This is a genomic window from Paucibacter sp. DJ2R-2, from assembly GCF_025717675.1.
GTDB lineage: Bacteria > Pseudomonadota > Gammaproteobacteria > Burkholderiales > Burkholderiaceae_C > Paucibacter_A.
In genome coordinates, this window is sequence record NZ_JAJIRT010000011.1 from 110,790 (window position 1) to 127,805 (window position 17,016).

The 17,016-nt window shown below is 64.0% G+C and carries 14 protein-coding genes and 5 tRNA genes; 8 read left to right on the forward strand and 11 right to left on the reverse strand.

Features of this window, described 5'->3' with window-relative positions:
• Positions 1-42: 42 nt before the first annotated feature.
• From LNV28_RS21245 to LNV28_RS21265, 5 genes are all read left to right on the forward strand, one after another.
• Positions 43-118 (forward strand) — tRNA-Glu (locus tag LNV28_RS21245).
• An 89-nt stretch (positions 119-207) separates the two neighbouring features.
• Positions 208-284 (forward strand) — tRNA-Asp (locus tag LNV28_RS21250).
• Positions 285-440: 156 nt separating this feature from the next.
• Positions 441-516: transfer RNA gene (locus LNV28_RS21255), tRNA-Ala, on the forward strand.
• 57 nt (positions 517-573) lie between these two features.
• A tRNA-Glu gene (locus LNV28_RS21260) sits at positions 574-649 on the forward strand.
• A gap of 88 nt (positions 650-737) precedes the next feature.
• Positions 738-814: transfer RNA gene (locus LNV28_RS21265), tRNA-Asp, on the forward strand.
• A 398-nt stretch (positions 815-1,212) separates the two neighbouring features.
• On the opposite strand, the gene lexA is transcribed toward LNV28_RS21265, so the two are convergent.
• A complete protein-coding gene (gene lexA / locus LNV28_RS21270) occupies positions 1,213-1,968 on the reverse strand; it encodes a transcriptional repressor LexA (RefSeq protein WP_263520103.1) in 756 nt (251 codons plus the stop codon).
• Between the two features lie 125 nt (positions 1,969-2,093).
• Between lexA and LNV28_RS21275 the strand changes: the two genes are divergently transcribed.
• Positions 2,094-3,044 carry an asparaginase gene (locus LNV28_RS21275; protein ID WP_263520104.1) on the forward strand — a complete coding sequence of 317 codons (951 nt, stop codon included), beginning with the start codon at positions 2,094-2,096 and terminating at the stop codon, positions 3,042-3,044.
• 21 nt (positions 3,045-3,065) lie between these two features.
• On the opposite strand, the gene LNV28_RS21280 is transcribed toward LNV28_RS21275, so the two are convergent.
• Both LNV28_RS21280 and LNV28_RS21285 read right to left on the reverse strand, forming a co-directional pair.
• Entirely contained in the window at positions 3,066-3,491 is a 426-nt protein-coding gene (locus LNV28_RS21280; RefSeq protein WP_263520105.1) for an organic hydroperoxide resistance protein, read from the reverse strand.
• A gap of 16 nt (positions 3,492-3,507) precedes the next feature.
• Entirely contained in the window at positions 3,508-4,014 is a 507-nt protein-coding gene (locus LNV28_RS21285; RefSeq protein ID WP_263520106.1) for a MarR family winged helix-turn-helix transcriptional regulator, read from the reverse strand.
• Between the two features lie 104 nt (positions 4,015-4,118).
• Here LNV28_RS21285 and LNV28_RS21290 point away from each other — a divergent pair, with 104 nt between their 5' ends.
• On the forward strand, positions 4,119-4,481 hold the full coding sequence (locus tag LNV28_RS21290; protein ID WP_263520107.1) for a DUF1304 domain-containing protein: 363 nt from the start codon (positions 4,119-4,121) through the stop codon (positions 4,479-4,481).
• 96 nt (positions 4,482-4,577) lie between these two features.
• On the opposite strand, the gene LNV28_RS21295 is transcribed toward LNV28_RS21290, so the two are convergent.
• The 8 genes from LNV28_RS21295 to queF form a co-directional block, all read right to left on the reverse strand.
• Positions 4,578-6,569: an ABC-F family ATP-binding cassette domain-containing protein gene (locus tag LNV28_RS21295; protein WP_263520108.1), complete on the reverse strand. Its 1,992-nt coding sequence runs from the start codon at positions 6,567-6,569 to the stop codon at positions 4,578-4,580.
• On the reverse strand, positions 6,566-7,477 hold the full coding sequence (gene prmB / locus LNV28_RS21300; RefSeq protein WP_263520109.1) for a 50S ribosomal protein L3 N(5)-glutamine methyltransferase: 912 nt from the start codon (positions 7,475-7,477) through the stop codon (positions 6,566-6,568). Before prmB ends, LNV28_RS21295 begins: the two co-directional genes overlap by 4 nt.
• A 206-nt stretch (positions 7,478-7,683) precedes the next feature.
• Positions 7,684-8,832: a succinyl-diaminopimelate desuccinylase gene (gene dapE, locus LNV28_RS21305; RefSeq protein ID WP_263520110.1), complete on the reverse strand. Its 1,149-nt coding sequence runs from the start codon at positions 8,830-8,832 to the stop codon at positions 7,684-7,686.
• A gap of 67 nt (positions 8,833-8,899) precedes the next feature.
• Positions 8,900-10,054: a PilT/PilU family type 4a pilus ATPase gene (locus tag LNV28_RS21310; RefSeq protein WP_263520111.1), complete on the reverse strand. Its 1,155-nt coding sequence runs from the start codon at positions 10,052-10,054 to the stop codon at positions 8,900-8,902.
• 76 nt (positions 10,055-10,130) lie between these two features.
• Entirely contained in the window at positions 10,131-10,955 is an 825-nt protein-coding gene (gene dapD / locus LNV28_RS21315; protein ID WP_263520112.1) for a 2,3,4,5-tetrahydropyridine-2,6-dicarboxylate N-succinyltransferase, read from the reverse strand.
• A gap of 29 nt (positions 10,956-10,984) precedes the next feature.
• Positions 10,985-12,244, reverse strand: a complete 1,260-nt coding sequence (gene dapC, locus LNV28_RS21320; protein ID WP_263520113.1) for a succinyldiaminopimelate transaminase — start codon at positions 12,242-12,244, stop codon at positions 10,985-10,987.
• A gap of 26 nt (positions 12,245-12,270) precedes the next feature.
• The gene (locus LNV28_RS21325) at positions 12,271-12,696 is read right to left on the reverse strand and encodes an SET domain-containing protein (RefSeq protein ID WP_263520114.1); all 426 of its coding nucleotides are present in this window, start codon (positions 12,694-12,696) and stop codon (positions 12,271-12,273) included.
• 21 nt (positions 12,697-12,717) lie between these two features.
• Entirely contained in the window at positions 12,718-13,149 is a 432-nt protein-coding gene (gene queF, locus LNV28_RS21330; RefSeq protein WP_263520195.1) for a preQ(1) synthase, read from the reverse strand.
• Between the two features lie 353 nt (positions 13,150-13,502).
• Here queF and smc point away from each other — a divergent pair, with 353 nt between their 5' ends.
• Positions 13,503-17,015, forward strand: coding sequence for a chromosome segregation protein SMC (gene smc / locus LNV28_RS21335; protein ID WP_263520115.1), 3,513 nt, complete (start codon positions 13,503-13,505; stop codon positions 17,013-17,015).
• Position 17,016 lies beyond the last annotated feature (1 nt).

Consider the following 17,016-nt stretch of genomic DNA (forward strand, 5'->3'; position numbering starts at 1 on the left):
GTTAATTGCTGTATACTTTGCGGCAGTTAATAAGAAGGTTTAGTCCCCTTCGTCTAGAGGCCTAGGACACCACCCTTTCACGGTGACTACAGGGGTTCGAATCCCCTAGGGGACGCCAAGTTTGACAAGGCTTGGTAGTTATTGAAACAGCGCTGCGTAACTTGTTCGGTGTAGCGCAATATCGGTTTCGATGTTGATTCGTCATCTGGAGTGGTAGTTCAGTTGGTTAGAATACCGGCCTGTCACGCCGGGGGTCGCGGGTTCGAGTCCCGTCCACTCCGCCAGCTTTTAAGCAAAGAATGTAGGTTCTTTGTTTGCGTTGAAGAAATTCGGTAAAACGAGTTTCAAAGGCGGCCAAGAAATTGGCCGCAGTTATTTGTAAGATTGTTTTGAAGTTTGACACGCTTGAATGGCGCGGCAACCGAGGTTCGCAAGGATCTGGGGGTATAGCTCAGCTGGGAGAGCGCTTGCATGGCATGCAAGAGGTCAGCGGTTCGATCCCGCTTACCTCCACCACCAAACGCTGTTTGGAAGTGGCGCGCGATTCAGTATGCGATCAGGCAAGAAGGTTTAGTCCCCTTCGTCTAGAGGCCTAGGACACCACCCTTTCACGGTGACTACAGGGGTTCGAATCCCCTAGGGGACGCCAAGTTTGACAAGGCTTGGCAGTGCATGAAACAGCGCTGCGTAACTTGTTCGGTGTAGCGCAATATCGGTTTCGATGTTGTGGCTCATCTGGAGTGGTAGTTCAGTTGGTTAGAATACCGGCCTGTCACGCCGGGGGTCGCGGGTTCGAGTCCCGTCCACTCCGCCAACATTTGGATAAACCCCGCATACGAGAGTTTGTGGGGTTTTTTCTTGCCCGAACGATACTTGCCTTACAGTTCTGTTCAATTGCTGTTTGATATCAGTTCGGATATCGATGCAATATCCATAGCAGGCAAGTGAATGGTGATGAAGAATACACACCTGAACGTGGATGGATAGCTTCAGAGTTGAGAATTCAGGTGGGTTCGCGTTTCCCGAATGCCCAGCCACTATCACCGAATCTGTTTTGAATTCGCCCCAGGCGCGTTGCATCCAACAAAAAAGAGCTCCCGCAGGGAGCTCTTTGCATATGCAGACCGACGTTCGCTGATTCAAAGCGTCGTTCGCGACTCTGTTGAATCTCGCGGGAGGAACTCAGGTTTCCTCGCAACCCGAATCTAAGGCTCAGCTGAACATCTGATTGCGGATCAATCCTACAGCCAAGCCCTCAATTGCGAAGCTTTCGTCGTCCGCAGCCACCTGGATGGGTTCGAAATCTGTGTTCTCCGGCAGCAATTCGATGCCATTGCGGTTGCGCTTGAAGCGCTTGACGGTCACTTCATCGCCGATCCGCGCCACCACGATCTGGCCGTTCTTGGCCTCTGATGCTTTTTGCACGGCCAAAAGGTCGCCATCCATGATGCCGATATCTTTCATGCTCATGCCTTTCACTTTGAGCAGGAAGTCGGGCTTCTTGGCGAACATGCTCGCCTCGACGGCGTAGTTTTGTTCGATGTGTTCCTGCGCCAGGATGGGGTTGCCGGCTGCCACGCGCCCAATGAGCGGGAGATTCAGCTGGGCCAGGCTGGGCAATGGGAAGTCAAGTTGCTGCCGATCGCTGCCTCGCGGTGCCGCGCGGCCACGCGCATACTCGGCTTGAAACTCGCGGGCTTCTTGTGATTCGCGGGCATCACGTGCGGAGTTGAGCGCTCTCAATGTGTCAGACTTCAGCCGGATGCCGCGCGAGGTGCCGCCAACCAGTTCGATAGCGCCTTTGCGGGCCAGGGCTTGCAGGTGTTCCTCGGCTGCATTGGCGGAGCGAAAGCCGAGCTCGGCTGCGATCTCGGCGCGGGTCGGTGGAGCGCCGGTGCGTTCGATGGCGGCTCGTACCAGATCGAGGATCTGCTGTTGGCGCGCGGTGAGTTTCGGGCTGTCTTCCACGGTGGTCATCCTCTGCTTGGAGCTTGAGTGCCTGAATATTTATCCAGTGACTGTATTTTCATCCAGGAAATCTAAAATTGCAAAGCAAGCCAGACTCAAATGCAGTGAATGAGCCAGTTTCAGCAGTGAATTCTGGCTTGGTCGTGATTCTCGGGACCGGCGGCACCATTGCCGGGACGGCCAGCGATGCCTTGGACAATGTCGGTTATCAGGCCGCTCAGCTCGGCGTGGGTCAGTTGATCGCCGCTATTCCACCGCTGGCTCAGCGCCGTCTGGAGGCCGAGCAAGTGGCGCAGCTGGACAGCAAGGACATGGATTTCGCCACCTGGCAGTTGTTGGCCGAACGGGTGGCTTTCCACCTGGAGCGACCCGAGGTGGCAGGTCTGGTCATCACCCACGGCACGGACACGCTGGAAGAGACGGCCTATTTCCTGCAGCGCGTCTTGGCGCCGGGCAAGCCGGTGGTGATCACGGCAGCGATGCGCCCGGCCACGGCCTTGCAAACCGATGGGCCTCAGAACCTGCTCGATGCGGTGACGCTGGCTGCCGAGGGTTTATCGCCGGGAGTTTTTGTGGTGTTTGCCGGCAGCATTTACTCCGCCGAACAAGTTCGCAAGGTCCACAGCTACCGCGTGGATGCATTCGCGTCCGCTGATGGGGCGCGTTTGGCTGCGGTGGAAGAGGGCGTCGTGCGCTGGTTCGCGGCCCGACCGCAGCGCGATGCAGGCGCGGCGTTTGATCTCGCTCTTTTGCGACGTTCAGCTTTGACTTGGCCGCGTGTGCAGATGGTGTTCAACCACGTCGGCGCGGATGGCTCCGTGGTGCGGGCCTTGTTGGCGCAAGGTGTGGACGGGCTGGTGGTCGCCGGCACCGGCAATGGCAGTCTTTCTCAGTCGCTTGAGGCTGCGCTGCGGGAGGCCCAGGCGCAAGGCGTGCGGGTGCTGCGAAGCACCCGCTGCGATGCTGGGCCAGTCACGGCGTCAAACGAGGCCTTGCCCAGCGCGGGCGCGCTGAGCCCGGTGAAGGCGCGGATTGCACTGCTGCTGGACTTGCTCTCAAACCCAGCGCAGCGCTGAACCGCGCCCCTAGCTTCCGACTCAGGCCAGGGTCAGCGTGACGTCGATATTGCCGCGGGTGGCGTTCGAGTAAGGGCAGACCTGGTGGGCAGCATCCACCAGGTCTTGGGCCACGCTGCGGTCCACGCCGGGCACCGAGATGTTCAGTGCCACCTGGATGCCGAAACCGGCGGGAATTGGGCCGATGCCGACATCGGCTGTGATGGACACTTCGGCCGGCAGGGCGACCTTCTTCATCATGGCCACATGCTTGAGTGCGCCGATGAAGCAGGCTGAATAACCGGCCGCAAACAGCTGCTCGGGGTTGGTGCCCGGGCCGCCGGCGCCGCCCAGTTCCTTGGGCGTGGAGAGCTGCACGCTCAACGCGCCGTCCGAGCTGGAGGACGTGCCTTGGCGGCCGCCGGTGGAGGTGGCGCGGGCGGTGTAGAGGACTTTTTCGATGGACATGATGCAGTTCTTCCTATCAAACAGAGGTGGCGGGAGGAATGTCGGCGTCCGCCAGCTGCTGGCGCAGCTCGTGCAGACGTCGAGTCAGGGAACTCAGTTCTTCCAGTGAGCAGGCGGCGGCGCAGGCCAGCTGCGGAGGGATGGCGAGGGCCCGAGCCTTGAGGCTGAGGCCGGTCGGGGTCAGCAGGATGTCGACGCGCCGTTCATCTTGAATGGCGCGCTGTCGTTTCACCAGGCTTGCGACTTCCATGCGTTTGAGCAAGGGCGTGAGCGTCCCGGAATCGAGCGACAGGCGCTCGCCCAGGGTAGAAACGCTGATGCCGTCTTGTTCCCAAAGCACCAACATCACCAGGTATTGCGGATAGGTCAGACCCAGTGGTTCCAGCAGGGGCTTGTAGAGCTTGGTCATGGCCAGCGAACTGGCGTAGAGCGCGAAGCACAGTTGCCGGTCCAGACGGAGCCAGTCTTCGGGCTTGTAGGCTGAGTGCGGTGCGTCGCTGTTGTGCTTGCTCTTGCGTGGCATGGGTAATAATGTAGTTCGCAATTTAATTGCGCACAATTTATGCGGGTATTCGCGGCGACCTTTGGGCGCCGCAGGTCCGAGCTGACGATGAAAGCGAGCACGACATGTCTCTGAGCCTTTTGGCCAATGTGTTGGTGGCCCTGGTGGCTGCCTTGCACCTGTACTTTCTGGTGCTGGAGATGTTTTTCTGGACCAAACCTTTGGGTCGGCGGGTGTTCCGCCTGACGCCTGAGTTTGCGGAGGCAAGCAAGACCCTGGCCGCCAATCAGGGGCTGTACAACGGATTCCTGAGCGCGGGCTTGGTCTGGGGCCTGCTGCAGGGGGCGGCCGGTGTGCCCACGCAGCTGTTCTTCCTGGCGTGCGTGGTGGTGGCGGGCGTGTATGGCGCGGCCACGGTGGGCAAGAAGATCCTGTTCGTGCAAGCCGTGCCAGCGGCGCTTGCTGCTGCCTTGGTCTTGCTCGCCTGAGCGCTGGAGCAGGCAAGAAAAAAGGGCCCGAAATCCTCGGGCCCTTTTTGCGTCAAACCGTGCCTGACAACAGCGCTTTGTTTCGCGTCGTGAGGATCAAGCCGCCGCGTGAATCGCGTCCACCTGGGCACTCAGTTCCAACCATCGAAGTTCGGCGCTTTCAAGCTCATCATGGATGCCTTTAAGGCGCTTGCCCGCTTCGACGATTTGTCCGGGCGTGGCCGAGCCCGCCGCCAACTGCGCCTCCAGGGCCGTGCGCTCGTCGGCGAGTTTGTTTAATTTGGCGTCGATGGCGTCCATCTCTTTGCGCAAGGGCCGGGTCTGATCGGCCAGCTTCTGCCGCGCCTGGCCACTGAGCTTGCGGTCTTCGCGCGCGGCCGGGGCAGAGGCTGGTGTGGCCACGGCAGCCACGGGCGCAGGTGCTGGTGCCGCCGTGGATTTGCCGGCCTTGGCCATGGCTTTGGCGGCTTCCTTGGCCGCTTTCGCGGCTTCCTTGGATTGGTCGAGCAACCAGCGCTGGTAGTCGTCCAGGTCGCCGTCGAACGGTGACACCGCGCCCTTGGTGACCAGCCAGAACTCGTCGCAGACCTCGCGCAGCAGGGCCCGGTCGTGGCTGACCAGCATGACGGTGCCTTCAAACTCGTTGAGCGCCATGGACAGTGCCTCGCGGGTGTTCAGGTCCAGGTGGTTGGTGGGTTCGTCCAGCAGCAGCAGATTAGGGCGCTGCCAGACCAGCATGGCCAGCACCAGGCGTGCTTTCTCGCCGCCCGAGAGGCTGCCCACCTGTTGGTTGACCATATCGCCGACAAAGCGGAACTGGCCCAGGAAGTCGCGCAGCTCTTGCTCGCGCGCCTGCGGGCTCACTTCCTTGGCCAGGCGCACCATGTGCGAGAGCGGGCCTTCCTCGGGCCGCAGCACGTCCATTTCCTGCTGGGCAAAGTAGCCGATGGTCAGGCCCTTGCCCTCGGTGATCTTGCCGCCCATGGCGCGCTGCATACGGGCCACGGTCTTGACCACGGTGGACTTGCCCTGGCCGTTGGCGCCCAGAATGCCGATGCGCTGGCCGGCCAGCACCGAACGGTCGATGCCGCGCACGATGATGTTCTCGATGCCGTCAACTTCATAGCCGCAAGCCACGTCATCGAACATGAGCATGGGGTTGGGCAGGCTGACCGGCTCCTTGAATTCGAAATTGAAGTCGGCCGAGGCCAGCACCGGCGCGAGGCGCTCCATGCGCTCCAGCGCCTTGACCCGGCTTTGCGCCTGCTTGGCCTTGCTGGCCTTGGCTTTGAAGCGGTCGATGAACTTCTGCAGGTGGGCGATGCGGTCCTGCTGCTTGCCAAACGCGGCCTGTTGCTGCTCCATGCGCTCGGCGCGCATCGACTCGAAGGCGGTGTAATTGCCGCCATAGCGATGCAGCTTGGCCTCGTCCAGATGCAAGGTCACCTTGGTGATGGCGTCCAGGAACTCACGGTCATGGCTGATGATGATCAGGGTGCCGTCATAGCGTTGCAGCCAAGCCTCCAGCCAGACCAGGGCGTCCAAGTCCAAGTGGTTGGTCGGCTCGTCCAGCAGCATCAGCTCGGCCGGGCACATCAGGGCGCGGGCGAGTTGCAAGCGCATGCGCCAGCCGCCCGAAAAGCTGTTCACCGGGGCATCCACCTGCTCGCCCTTGAAACCCAGACCCATCAACAGGGCTTGCGCGCGCGGCTTGGCATCGAAGGCGCCGGCGTCCATCAGCAGGGCGTGAGCGTCGGCCATGGCGTGACCATCTTCGGCAGCTTCCGCGTCGGCCAAGGCCTTGCGTGCTGCCATCAGGCGGACATCGCCTTCGAGCACGAACTCGGTGGCCGGCATGTCGGTCTCCGGCATGTTCTGCGCCACTTCACCCACCGCCCATTGGCGCGGAATGTCGACTTCGCCTTTGTCGCTTTGCAGGCGGTCGGTCAGCAGGGCAAAGAGGCTGGACTTGCCGGCGCCGTTGCGCCCGACCAGGCCGACTTTCTCGCCCGGTTGCAGGAGAACGCTGGCGTCATCCAGCACGACCTTGGTGCCGCGTCGCAGCGTGATATTGCGCAGCGTGATCATGATGTAGCCGGGCCCTGGTTGTTGTTCTTGTTGGCGTTCATATTCAGTGATTCTTCAGTGATCAGCAGCACCTGGTCGGCCCCCGAGGAGGTCTCCATCCAGGCAGCTTCCAGCTCGGGGAAGGCCGCTTCGAAAAACGGCCGCTCATTGCCGATCTCCAGCAAGAGCACGCCATGAGGTTTGAGCACAGCCGGCGCATCGGCCAGCAGGCGACGTATGAAGTCCATGCCATCGGTGCCGCCAGCCAGTGCCAACTCGGGCTCGGCGCGGTACTCGGCCGGCAGGGCCGACATGGCCTGGCTGTTGACATAGGGCGGGTTGCAAAGAATCAGGTCGTAGCGGCGGCCGGCGGCGATCGCCGGTGCCAGGCCGTCGCCTTGTATCAAGCGGATGCGGGCTTGCAGGCCATGCTTGTCGACGTTGATGCGCGCCACTTCCAGGGCTTCGGCGCTCAGGTCCAGGCCGTCCACCTGTACCTCGGGCCAGGCCATGGCGGCCAGCACGGCCAGCGAGCCATTGCCGGTGCACAGGTCCAGCACCTCGGTCGTTTGGCCGGAGAGCCAAGAGTCGATGCTGGCATCGGCGATCAGTTCGGCGATGAAGCTGCGCGGCACGATGGCACGTTCGTCCACGTAAAAGGGCACGCCTTGCAGCCAGGCCTCGCGGGTCAGGTAGGCGGCCGGCTTGCGCGTCGCGATGCGTTGCTCGATCAACTCGCCAATGCGCGCTTGCTGCTCGGCGCTCAGTTCCTGGGCTTCATGCTCGTCCAGCTGGTCCAGTGGCAGCCCCAGGGCCCAGAGCGCCAGCCAGGCGGCCTCGTCGAAGGCCACGGCCGTGCCGTGGCCAAATGAAACGCCCGCCTCGGAAAGGCGGGCGGCTTGGGCCTCGATGCAGTTCAGTAAATTCATGGGGGCTCGGTGAAGGGCAGGGCGTGATTGTCGCCGATGGTGCGGTACCTATCGGTCACCGGGTCTGTACGCCATGGAGCCCTCAGCTCAATCCCTGTTCGGGAACATCAGGTGTACCACCCTATAGGCCAAGCCACATTCAGTGACGGTCACCGACCGGAAGTTGCGCCCTTTCATGCAGCAGCCCTTCGAGGCTGCGCTTCATGTCATGCCAGTAGCAGCTCCAGCGTGCGGCGGTAGATGTTCTTCAAGGGCTCGAGGTTGTCGACCGGCAGGTACTCGTCCACCTTGTGAATGCTGGCGTTGATGGGGCCGAACTCGATCACCTGGGGGCAGATTTTGGCGATGAAACGGCCGTCCGACGTGCCGCCGGTGGTGGACAGCTGCGTCGGGCGGCCGGTCTCGGCTTCGATGGCGGCACAGATGGCCTTGCTCAGTGTGCCCACCGGGGTCAGGAAAGGTTCGCCGCCCAGGGTCCAGTCGAGTGCGTACTCCAGGCCATGGCGGGCCAGCAGCGATTGCACGCGGGCCTTGAGCCCTTCCGGCGTCGACTCGGTCGAGAAGCGGAAGTTGAAATCCACCACCATGTCACCAGGGATGACGTTGGTGGCGCCGGTGCCGGCGTGGATGTTGGAAATCTGGAAGGTGGTGGCCGGGAAGTAGTCGTTGCCCTCGTCCCAACGGGCCGCAGCCAGCTCGGCGATGGCCGCAGCCGCCTGATGCACCGGGTTGCGGGCCAGCTGCGGGTAGGCCACATGACCTTGCACGCCCTTGACCTTGAGCTTGCCCGAGAGCGTGCCCCGGCGGCCGTTCTTGATCATGTCGCCGACTTGTTCGACCGAAGTCGGTTCGCCGACGATGCAGAAGTCCAGGCGCTGGCCCTGAGCCTTGAGTTGCTCACAGCAGACCTTGGTGCCGTCGACCGAAGGGCCTTCTTCGTCGCTGGTCAGCAAAAAGGCCAGACTGCCGCTGTGTTCGGGCTGGGCGCGCACGAACTCCTCAGCGGCCACCACCATGGCGGCCAGCGAGCCCTTCATATCAGCAACGCCGCGGCCGTAGATGCGGCCCTCGCGGTAGCTGGGCACGAAGGGGTCGGAGGTCCAGGCGTCCAGGCGCCCAGGCGGCACCACATCGGTGTGACCGGCGAACATCAATACGGGGCCTTCGGCATCGCGGCCGCGCTTGATGGCCCAGAGGTTGCTGACCCGGAAGGACTCGGGCCCGCTGTCCATGCGCTGCAGCTCGAAGCCCAGGGCGGACAGGCGCTCGCCGATCAATTCCAGGCAACCGGCGTCATCGGGCGTGACGGAGGGGCGGGCGACCAGCGCTTCCAGCAGGGCGAGGGTGTCGGACATGGGTGGGCAGTGGATGGGCAACAGAGTGAAATGGGGGCCGCGCCAAGGCGCAGCGAAGGGAGGCGTTTCAGTCGCCGCGCACGTCCAAAGTGATCTCGGTGAAGCTGGCCTCGTCGCTGGCGGCCTCTTCCTTGATCGCCGCTTGCTTGTTGGCGCCCGGCTCGTCGTTTTGCAAACGCCAGAGCAGATTGGTCGGCGAGTCGGCGAAGGCCAGGCCTTCGTCACGGGTGATGACGCCGTCCTTGATCAGCTGGGCGAAATGCTCTTCATAACTCTGAGAGCCCTCGGCAATGGACTTCTCCATGGCCTCTTTGACGCCGCCAAAGTCGCCGTTCTCGATGAACTCACCGATCAACTTGGTGTTCAGCATGATCTCAATCACCGGAATGCGGCCGCCGGCTGTGGCCCGGACCAGTCGCTGCGAGATGATGGATTTCAGGCCAGCGGCCAAGTCGTTCAACAAAGCCGGGCGCGACTCCGGCGTGTAGAAGGACAAGATGCGGTTCAGCGCGTGATACGTGTTATTTCCGTGCAGCGTGGCCAGCACCAGATGGCCGGACAGGGCGTAGGAAATCGCGGCCGTCATGGTCTCGCGGTCACGGATTTCGCCGATCAGGATGCAGTCCGGCGATTGGCGCAGCGCGTTCTTCAAGGCAATCTGCAGCGAGGCCGTGTCGCGCCCGACTTCGCGCTGGTTGACCACCGAGCGCTTGTTGCTGAACAGGTACTCCAGCGGGTCCTCGATGGTCAGGATGTGGCCGGCCATGGTTTGGTTACGCAGCTCCAGCATGGAGGCGAGAGTCGTGCTCTTGCCGGTGCCGGTGGCGCCCACCATCAGGATCAGGCCGCGCTTTTCCTGTACCAGCTTGCCCAGGATGGGCGGCAGGTTCAGCTGCTCCAGCGAGGGGATGATGTGCGGAATGTGGCGGAACACCGCGGCGATGGTGCCGCGCTGGCGAAAGCCCGAAAGCCGGAAGCTGCCCACGCCGGGAATGGCCACGGCCATGTTCAGCTCGCCGTTCTGGTCCAGCTCGGCCATCTGCGCCGGCTCGACCACCTCGGCGATCAGCTGGCGTGGCTGCATGGGCCCGAGCAATTGATCAGACAGCTGCACGATCTGCCCGTTCAGGCGGATGAGCACCGGCATCTTGGCCGACAGGTAAGCGTCGGACGCACCCTTCTCGGCCATCAGCCGCAGGATGCGTTCCATGTTTCCACTCATCGCGCAGTCTCCCTGTTCTTGGTTTTCAAGCCGCTGGATGCGCCCCGGCTTCAGCCAGGGCTGTGCGGTGCTGCGCTCAGGCGCGCAACAGGTCGTTGATGCTGGTCTTGGCGCGGGTGCCGGCGTCGACCTTCTTGACGATGATGGCCGCGTAGAGGCTGTACTTGCCCTCGTTCTTGGGCAGGCTGCCGCTGATCACCACCGAGCCGGCGGGCACGCGGCCGTAGCTGACGGTGTCGGTTTCGCGGTCATAGATCGGTGTGCTCTGGCCGATGTAGACGCCCATGGAGATGACCGAATTTTCCTCCACGATCACGCCTTCCACCACTTCCGAGCGGGCGCCGATGAAGCAGTTGTCTTCGATGATGGTGGGGTTGGCCTGCAGGGGCTCGAGCACGCCGCCGATGCCAACGCCGCCGCTCAGGTGCACGTTCTTGCCGATCTGAGCGCAGCTGCCGACGGTGGCCCAGGTGTCCACCATGGTGCCTTCATCGACGTAGGCGCCGATGTTCACGTAAGAGGGCATCAGGATCACGTTCTTGGCCAAGAAGCTGCCGCGGCGCGCCACGGCAGGCGGCACCACGCGCACGCCCATGGCGCGGACGGCTTCTTCGCTCAGGCCGCCGAACTTGGTCGGCACCTTGTCGAAGAAGGTCATGTCGCCGGCGCCCATCAGGCGGTTGTCGTTCAGGCGGAAAGACAGCAGCACGGCTTTCTTGACCCACTGGTGCACGGTCCACTGGCCCACGGCCTGGCGCTCGGCCACGCGCAGGCGGCCAGCGTCCAGATCGGCCAGCACATGCTCCACGGCCTCGCGCACTTCAGGGGCATTGGCGGCCGTGATGTTGGCGCGGTTGTCCCAGGCCAGTTCGATGGTCGATTGCAGATGGGCTTGTGTCATGAGTGAAAGCTCGCGGCAGCGGGTGCCAGTCAGGAGGAAAGGGAAGAAGAGGAGGTGGAAAAGGATTCGATGTAGGCGACGATGCGCTGGGCCGCTTCAAGGCATTCCGCGCTTTCGGCCACCAGGGCCAGCCGGATGCGGCCGGCGCCGGGGTTCACGCCGTGGGCCTCGCGCGCCAGCAGGCTGCCGGGCAGCACGGCCACATTGTATTGAGCCAGCAGCCCTTGAGCGAAGGCGATGTCGTCGCCGCCGTGGATGTGGTGCGGCACGCCGCACCAGAGGTAGAAGCCCGCATCGGGCAGTGCCACATCCATATGTGCGGCCAGCAGCGGTGTGACGGCGGCGAACTTGGCGCGGTACTGCGCGCGGTTTTCGATCACATGGGCTTCGTCGTTCCAGGCGGCCACGCTGGCGGCTTGCACGATGGGGCTCATGGCGCTGCCGTGGTAGGTGCGGTAGAGCAGGAACTTCTTCAGCAGCGCCGCATCGCCGGCGACAAAGCCCGAGCGCATGCCCGGCACATTGCTGCGCTTGGACAGGCTGGTGAAGGCGATCAGGTTCTTGAAATCCGCGCGGCCCAGGCGGGCGGCGGCCTCCAGGCCGCCCAGTGGCGCTTCGTCGCGGAAGTAGATCTCCGAGTAGCACTCGTCCGAGGCGATCACAAAGCCATGGCGATCGCTGAGCTCGAAGAGCATGCGCCACTCGTCCAGCGGCATGACCGCGCCGGTCGGGTTGCCGGGCGAGCAGACGTAGAGCAGCTGGGTGCGGGCCCAGGTGGCCTCGTCGATTTGCGACCAGTCGACGGCGAAGTTTTTGGCCGGGTCGCTGTTGGCAAAAGCGGTCTGCGCGCCGGCCAGCAGGGCTGCGCCTTCGTAGATTTGGTAGAAGGGATTCGGGCAGACCACGGTGGCGCCGGCGCGGCTGGGGTCGATCACGGTTTGCGCCAGGGCGAACAGCGCTTCACGCGAGCCGTTGACCGGCAGCACCTGGCTGGCCGGGTTGAGGCTAAGACCGTAGCGGCGCTGCAGCCAGGCGCAGATGGCTTCGCGCAGCGCCGGCTCGCCGGCCGTGGCCGGGTAGCCCGACAAGCCCTTGAGGCTGGCCATCAGAGCGTCTTCAATCAGCTTGGGCGCCGGATGCTTGGGCTCGCCGATGCCCAGGCTGATGGGCCGGTAGGCCGCACTTGGCGTGATGCCCGCGTTCAGGGCCCGCAAACGCTCAAAAGGATAGGGGTGCAGCTTGTCCAGCAGCGGGTTGTGGGGCACGGAAGAGGCGGCAGCAGCGTTCATGACAGCGGGTGGGGGAATCGCCGGCATCATAGCCAGCCCAGGCACCCTGGCTGGCTACAGCGACAGGCAAGCCTGCCTTCGTGGTGGGTGGCGCCGTAGGCCACGGTGATTTCTTCGCCCACGGCAATCTCCTGCAGGGCGAAGAACTCGATGGCGCCGCCTTCCACCGCGATGCGGGCATTGGGCCGGCAGCTGTGGTTGGTGAAGCGCATGGGGTCACTGGAGCGAGTGGCGTCCACCGCGCGGCTGCTGGACAGCTCGACCAGCATGATGCGTTGGCGGCCCTGGGCGCGCCGCCGCGCCTCGGCCACGCTGATGGCTTCGCCGGTGAGCGCGCCGATCTGGGCGCCCGCGGGCACGGCTTCCGCCGCAAACACGCCGAAGCCATCGATGCGGCTGCGCCGCACCGTGACTTCGATCAGCTGGTAGGCCGGATGAGAGGCGAGGGCCAAGGCGTGCAGCTCAACCGCGCTTCAGCGCAGCAGGCCGGACTCGAAACCGTGGGCCGGCAGGTCCACGCGCGGCTCCTGCTTCCAGCCTTTTTTGCGGTGCTCGACCACCACATTGGTGTAGATGCCGCCGCGCACATACCACTTGGCGGTGATGCGGATGAAGCGTGGGTTGGTGACCTTGACGATGTCTTCCAGGATGGTGTTGGTCACCTTCTCGTGGAAGGCGCCCTCGTCGCGGTAGCTCCAGAAGTACATCTTCAGGCTCTTCAGCTCGACGCAGTACTGGTCCGCGATCATGTCGATGGTGAAGTGCGCGAAGTCAGGCTGGCCGGTCAGCGGGCAGTGGCAGGTGAACTCGGGCACCTGGAACTGGATCACATAGTCACGCTCGGGGGCCGGGTTGGGGAAGACGTGCAGCTCTTTGCTCGGCGCCGAGGGCGGGTTGGGCGGCATCTCGCGCATCTTGGGCGTTGCCTTGGGGGCCGCCTTGCTGGGCTTGGCGGCCGATTTGATCGGGGCCTTGTAGGCCTCGGCGGGGAGGACAGCGGGCGCGGCAGTCTTTCGACGGGTGGAGGGGGCAGTGGCAGACGTGGTGGGGGTGGACTTGGCCATGGAGTCAATGCGGGGCGATCACCGCGTCGGAAAGACGCGACGACATGCCAAAAGATGGGGAGGGCCCGATGGTATCATCCAGGCCCGCTCAAGCCCCCGATTTATGGGCTTTTGTTCAAATAAATCAACAGCTTAGGAGGCTCGGTGGCAGGCGCCTTGGGTGCCGCCCGCCGGGTGAGAATGGTCTTGCGCCCATGCGTCTGAACTCGATCAAGCTCTCGGGCTTCAAGTCCTTCGCCGATCCGACGGTGTTCCAGCTGCCCGGGCAGCTGGTCGGCGTGGTCGGGCCCAATGGCTGCGGCAAGTCCAACATCATGGACGCGGTGCGCTGGGTGCTGGGCGAGAGCAAGGCTTCCGAGCTGCGCGGCGAGTCCATGCAGGACGTGATCTTCAACGGCTCGGGCAACCGCAAGCCGGCCAGTCGTGCCAGCGTGGAGTTGGTCTTCAGCAACGAGGACGGTCGTGCGGGTGGCCAGTGGAACCAATTTGCCGAAATCGCCGTCAAGCGCGTCCTGACCCGTGATGGCACCTCCAGCTACTTCATCAACAACCAGCCGGTGCGCCGCCGCGATGTGCAGGACGTGTTTCTGGGCACGGGCTTGGGGCCGCGCGCCTACGCCATCATCGGCCAGGGCACCATCAGCCGCATCATCGAATCCAAGCCGGAAGAGATGCGCATGTTCCTGGAGGAGGCGGCCGGCGTCTCCAAGTACAAGGAACGCCGCCGTGAGACCGAGAACCGGCTCAAGGACACGCGCGAAAACTTGACTCGCGTCGACGACATCCTGCGCGAGCTCAACAACAACCTCGAGAAGCTCGAAAAGCAGGCCGAGGTGGCGGCCAGCTACCGCGCCTTGCAGGACGCCGGCACGCTCAAGCTGCACCAGCTTTGGTTTCTCAAGCACCGCGACGCCACCTCCGAGCAAGGCCGGGTCAAGACCGAGCATTTGGAGGCTGTCAACGCCTTGGAATCGCGCATGGCGGAGCTGCGCCAGGTCGAGGCGGAGCTGGAGACCGTGCGCCAGGCCCATTACGCCGCTGGCGACGAGCTGCACGCTTCACAAGGCCGTTATGCCGAGGCGCAGCTGGAAGTCAGCCGCCTGGAAGAGCGCATCCGCTATGTGGTCGAGGGCCGCCAGCGGGTCGAGGCCCGCCTGATCGAGCTGCAGGCCCAGAACACCCAGTGGCAGGAGCGTTCGATCCAGGCTCAGGACGAGCTGGAGACCATTGCGGAGCAGATCGCCACGGCCGAGGAGCAAAGCGAGATCCTGGCCGCCCAGGCCGAGGAGCAAGCCGCCAATCTACCCAACGGCGAAGACGCGGTGCGCGCCGCCCAGGGTCGGGCCAATGAGCAGCGCGCCCTGGTCGTGCAGGTGCAGCAGCAAATCCAGGTGCTGGCGGCCGAGAGCCGCAGCATCGAAGAGCAAGCCCGTCAGCTGCGCACCCGCCGCGAACGCCTGGCGGCCGAACGCCAAGGCCTGACGGTGCCCGATGCCGAGCGCCTGGGCGAACTCAAGCAACAGAGCGAAGCGGCCGACGAGACCCGCGACATGGCCGATGCCCGTCTGCATGAGCTGCAGGAGCAGGTGCCACTGCTGGACGAGCAGCGCCGCCACGCCCAGGCCGACGCCAATGCGCAGGGCCGCCGCCAGTCCGAGCTCTCGGCCCGACTCGATGCCTTGCGCGCTCTTCAAGAGAAGGTGCAGACCGAGGGCAAGCTCAAGCCCTGGCTGGCCAAGCATGGCCTGGACGGCCTGCAAGGACTGTGGACCCAACTCCATATTCAAGCGGGTTGGGAGAATGCCCTGGAGGCGGCGCTGCGCGAGCGCATGAGCGCGCTGCAGGTCGGCCGCCTGGAGACCGTGCAGGCCTTTGCGGCCGATGCGCCGCCGGCCCGTCTGGCGTTTTACTCGCCGCCGGCCTCGGCCATTGCCAACACCCATGAAACCCTGGCGCGGCTCAGCGATCTGCTGCGCTTGGACGACGCCGGCCTGAAAGCCCTGCTCAATGACTGGCTGGAAGGCGTCTACACCGCGGCCAGCCTGGAAGAAGCCCTGGCCCAGCGCGCCCGCTTGAGCCATGGCGAGCTGATCATGACGCCGGCCGGCCACGCGGTCAGCCAGTTCGCGGTCAGCTTCTACGCGCCCGATTCCGAGCAGGCCGGCATGCTGGCCCGTGCACAGGAAATCGAACACCTGCAGCTGGAGCTGCGCGCCCAGACCCTGATTGCCGAAGAGGCCAAGAGCGCCCTGGTGCGCGCTGAGGCTGGCTACACCGAAGGCTCGCAGCGCTTGCTGAACCTGCGCCGTGAGGCCGGCGAGGCGCAGAACCGCGCCCATCAGCTGCATGTCGAGTTCTTGCGCCTGAGCCAGCAGAGCGAAGCGGCCAGCGCACGCCGCGGCCAGCTCGAGGGCGAGCTGGGCGAGATTGACGCCCAGGCCGAAGAGTTGCAGGAGCGCCGCGTCACCGGCGAGGCTCGCTTCGAAGAGCTGGACATGCAATTGGCCACCACGCAAGAGCGCCATGCCGAACTCGACGATGCGGTGATCCTGGCCGAGCGCCGCATGGGCGAGGCGCGAGAGCAGCTGCGCGCGCTGGAGCGGCGTGCCCAGGAGGCGCAGTACAGCGCCCGCGCCCTGGCCTCGCGCCGGGGCGAGCTGCAGCGCGCCATCGAGACCGCGCAGCAGCAGGTGCAGACCAACAGCGCTTCGGCCGAGAGCCTGCAGCGCGAGATGGACACGCTCAACGATGCCGCCGCGCAAGCCGGCCTGCAGGATGCGCTGGCGCTCAAGATGGAACGCGAGCAAGCCCTGGCCGCCGTCCGCAGCAGTTACGACGACCTCAGCCTGCGCCTGCGCAAGGCCGACGAGCAGCGCCTGACTTTCGAGCGCAGCTTGGACCCGCTGCGCGACCGCATCACCAAGCTTCAGCTGGAAGAGCAAGCGGCCCAGCTCGGCGGCGCACAGTATATGGAGCAGTTGCTTGCCGGCGCGGTCGACCTGGAGGCTCTGGCACTGAGCATCGAGCAGGGTCAGGTCAAGCTCTACGGCCTGCAGGGCGAGATCGACCGCATCAACCGGGAGATCGCCGCCCTGGGCGCCGTCAACCTGGCCGCCCTGGACGAGCTGACTTCGGCGCGCGAGCGCAAGACTTTCCTCGATTCGCAATGCGCCGACCTGATGTCGGCCATGAAGACCTTGGAAGATGCGATCCACAAGATCGATCTGGAAACCCGCGATCTGCTGGGCGCCACCTTCGACCAGGTCAATCTGCATTTCGGCCGCATGTTCCCGACCCTGTTCGGCGGCGGCCAGGCCAAGCTGGTGATGACGGGCGATGAAATCCTCGACGCCGGCGTGCAGGTCATGGCCCAACCGCCGGGCAAGAAGAACAGCACCATCCACCTGCTCTCGGGCGGTGAGAAGGCGCTGACGGCGATTGCCTTGGTGTTCGCGATCTTCCAGCTCAACCCGGCGCCGTTCTGCCTGCTGGACGAGGTCGATGCGCCGCTGGACGACGCCAATACCGAACGCTACGCCAAACTGGTGGCCGAGATGAGCAGCGGGACGCAGTTCCTCTTCATCTCGCACAACAAGATTGCAATGGAAATGGCTGAACAACTGATTGGGGTGACGATGCAGGAGCAGGGCGTGTCACGCATCGTGGCGGTGGACATGGACAAGGCGCTTGCGCTGGCGGAAGCATGAG

Coding starts and splice junctions, on each gene's coding strand:
- queF (WP_263520195.1), bottom strand. CDS start 13,149: ATGCCGCCCAACCCGCCCTCGGCGCCGAGCAAAGAGCTGCACGTCTTC.
- LNV28_RS21295 (WP_263520108.1), bottom strand. CDS start 6,569: ATGATCACGCTGCGCAATATCACGCTGCGACGCGGCACCAAGGTCGTG.
- LNV28_RS21280 (WP_263520105.1), bottom strand. CDS start 3,491: ATGTCCATCGAAAAAGTCCTCTACACCGCCCGCGCCACCTCCACCGGC.
- smc (WP_263520115.1), top strand. CDS start 13,503: ATGCGTCTGAACTCGATCAAGCTCTCGGGCTTCAAGTCCTTCGCCGAT.
- prmB (WP_263520109.1), bottom strand. CDS start 7,477: ATGAATTTACTGAACTGCATCGAGGCCCAAGCCGCCCGCCTTTCCGAG.
- dapC (WP_263520113.1), bottom strand. CDS start 12,244: ATGAACGCTGCTGCCGCCTCTTCCGTGCCCCACAACCCGCTGCTGGAC.
- LNV28_RS21285 (WP_263520106.1), bottom strand. CDS start 4,014: ATGCCACGCAAGAGCAAGCACAACAGCGACGCACCGCACTCAGCCTAC.
- dapD (WP_263520112.1), bottom strand. CDS start 10,955: ATGACACAAGCCCATCTGCAATCGACCATCGAACTGGCCTGGGACAAC.
- LNV28_RS21290 (WP_263520107.1), top strand. CDS start 4,119: ATGTCTCTGAGCCTTTTGGCCAATGTGTTGGTGGCCCTGGTGGCTGCC.
- dapE (WP_263520110.1), bottom strand. CDS start 8,832: ATGTCCGACACCCTCGCCCTGCTGGAAGCGCTGGTCGCCCGCCCCTCC.
- LNV28_RS21310 (WP_263520111.1), bottom strand. CDS start 10,054: ATGAGTGGAAACATGGAACGCATCCTGCGGCTGATGGCCGAGAAGGGT.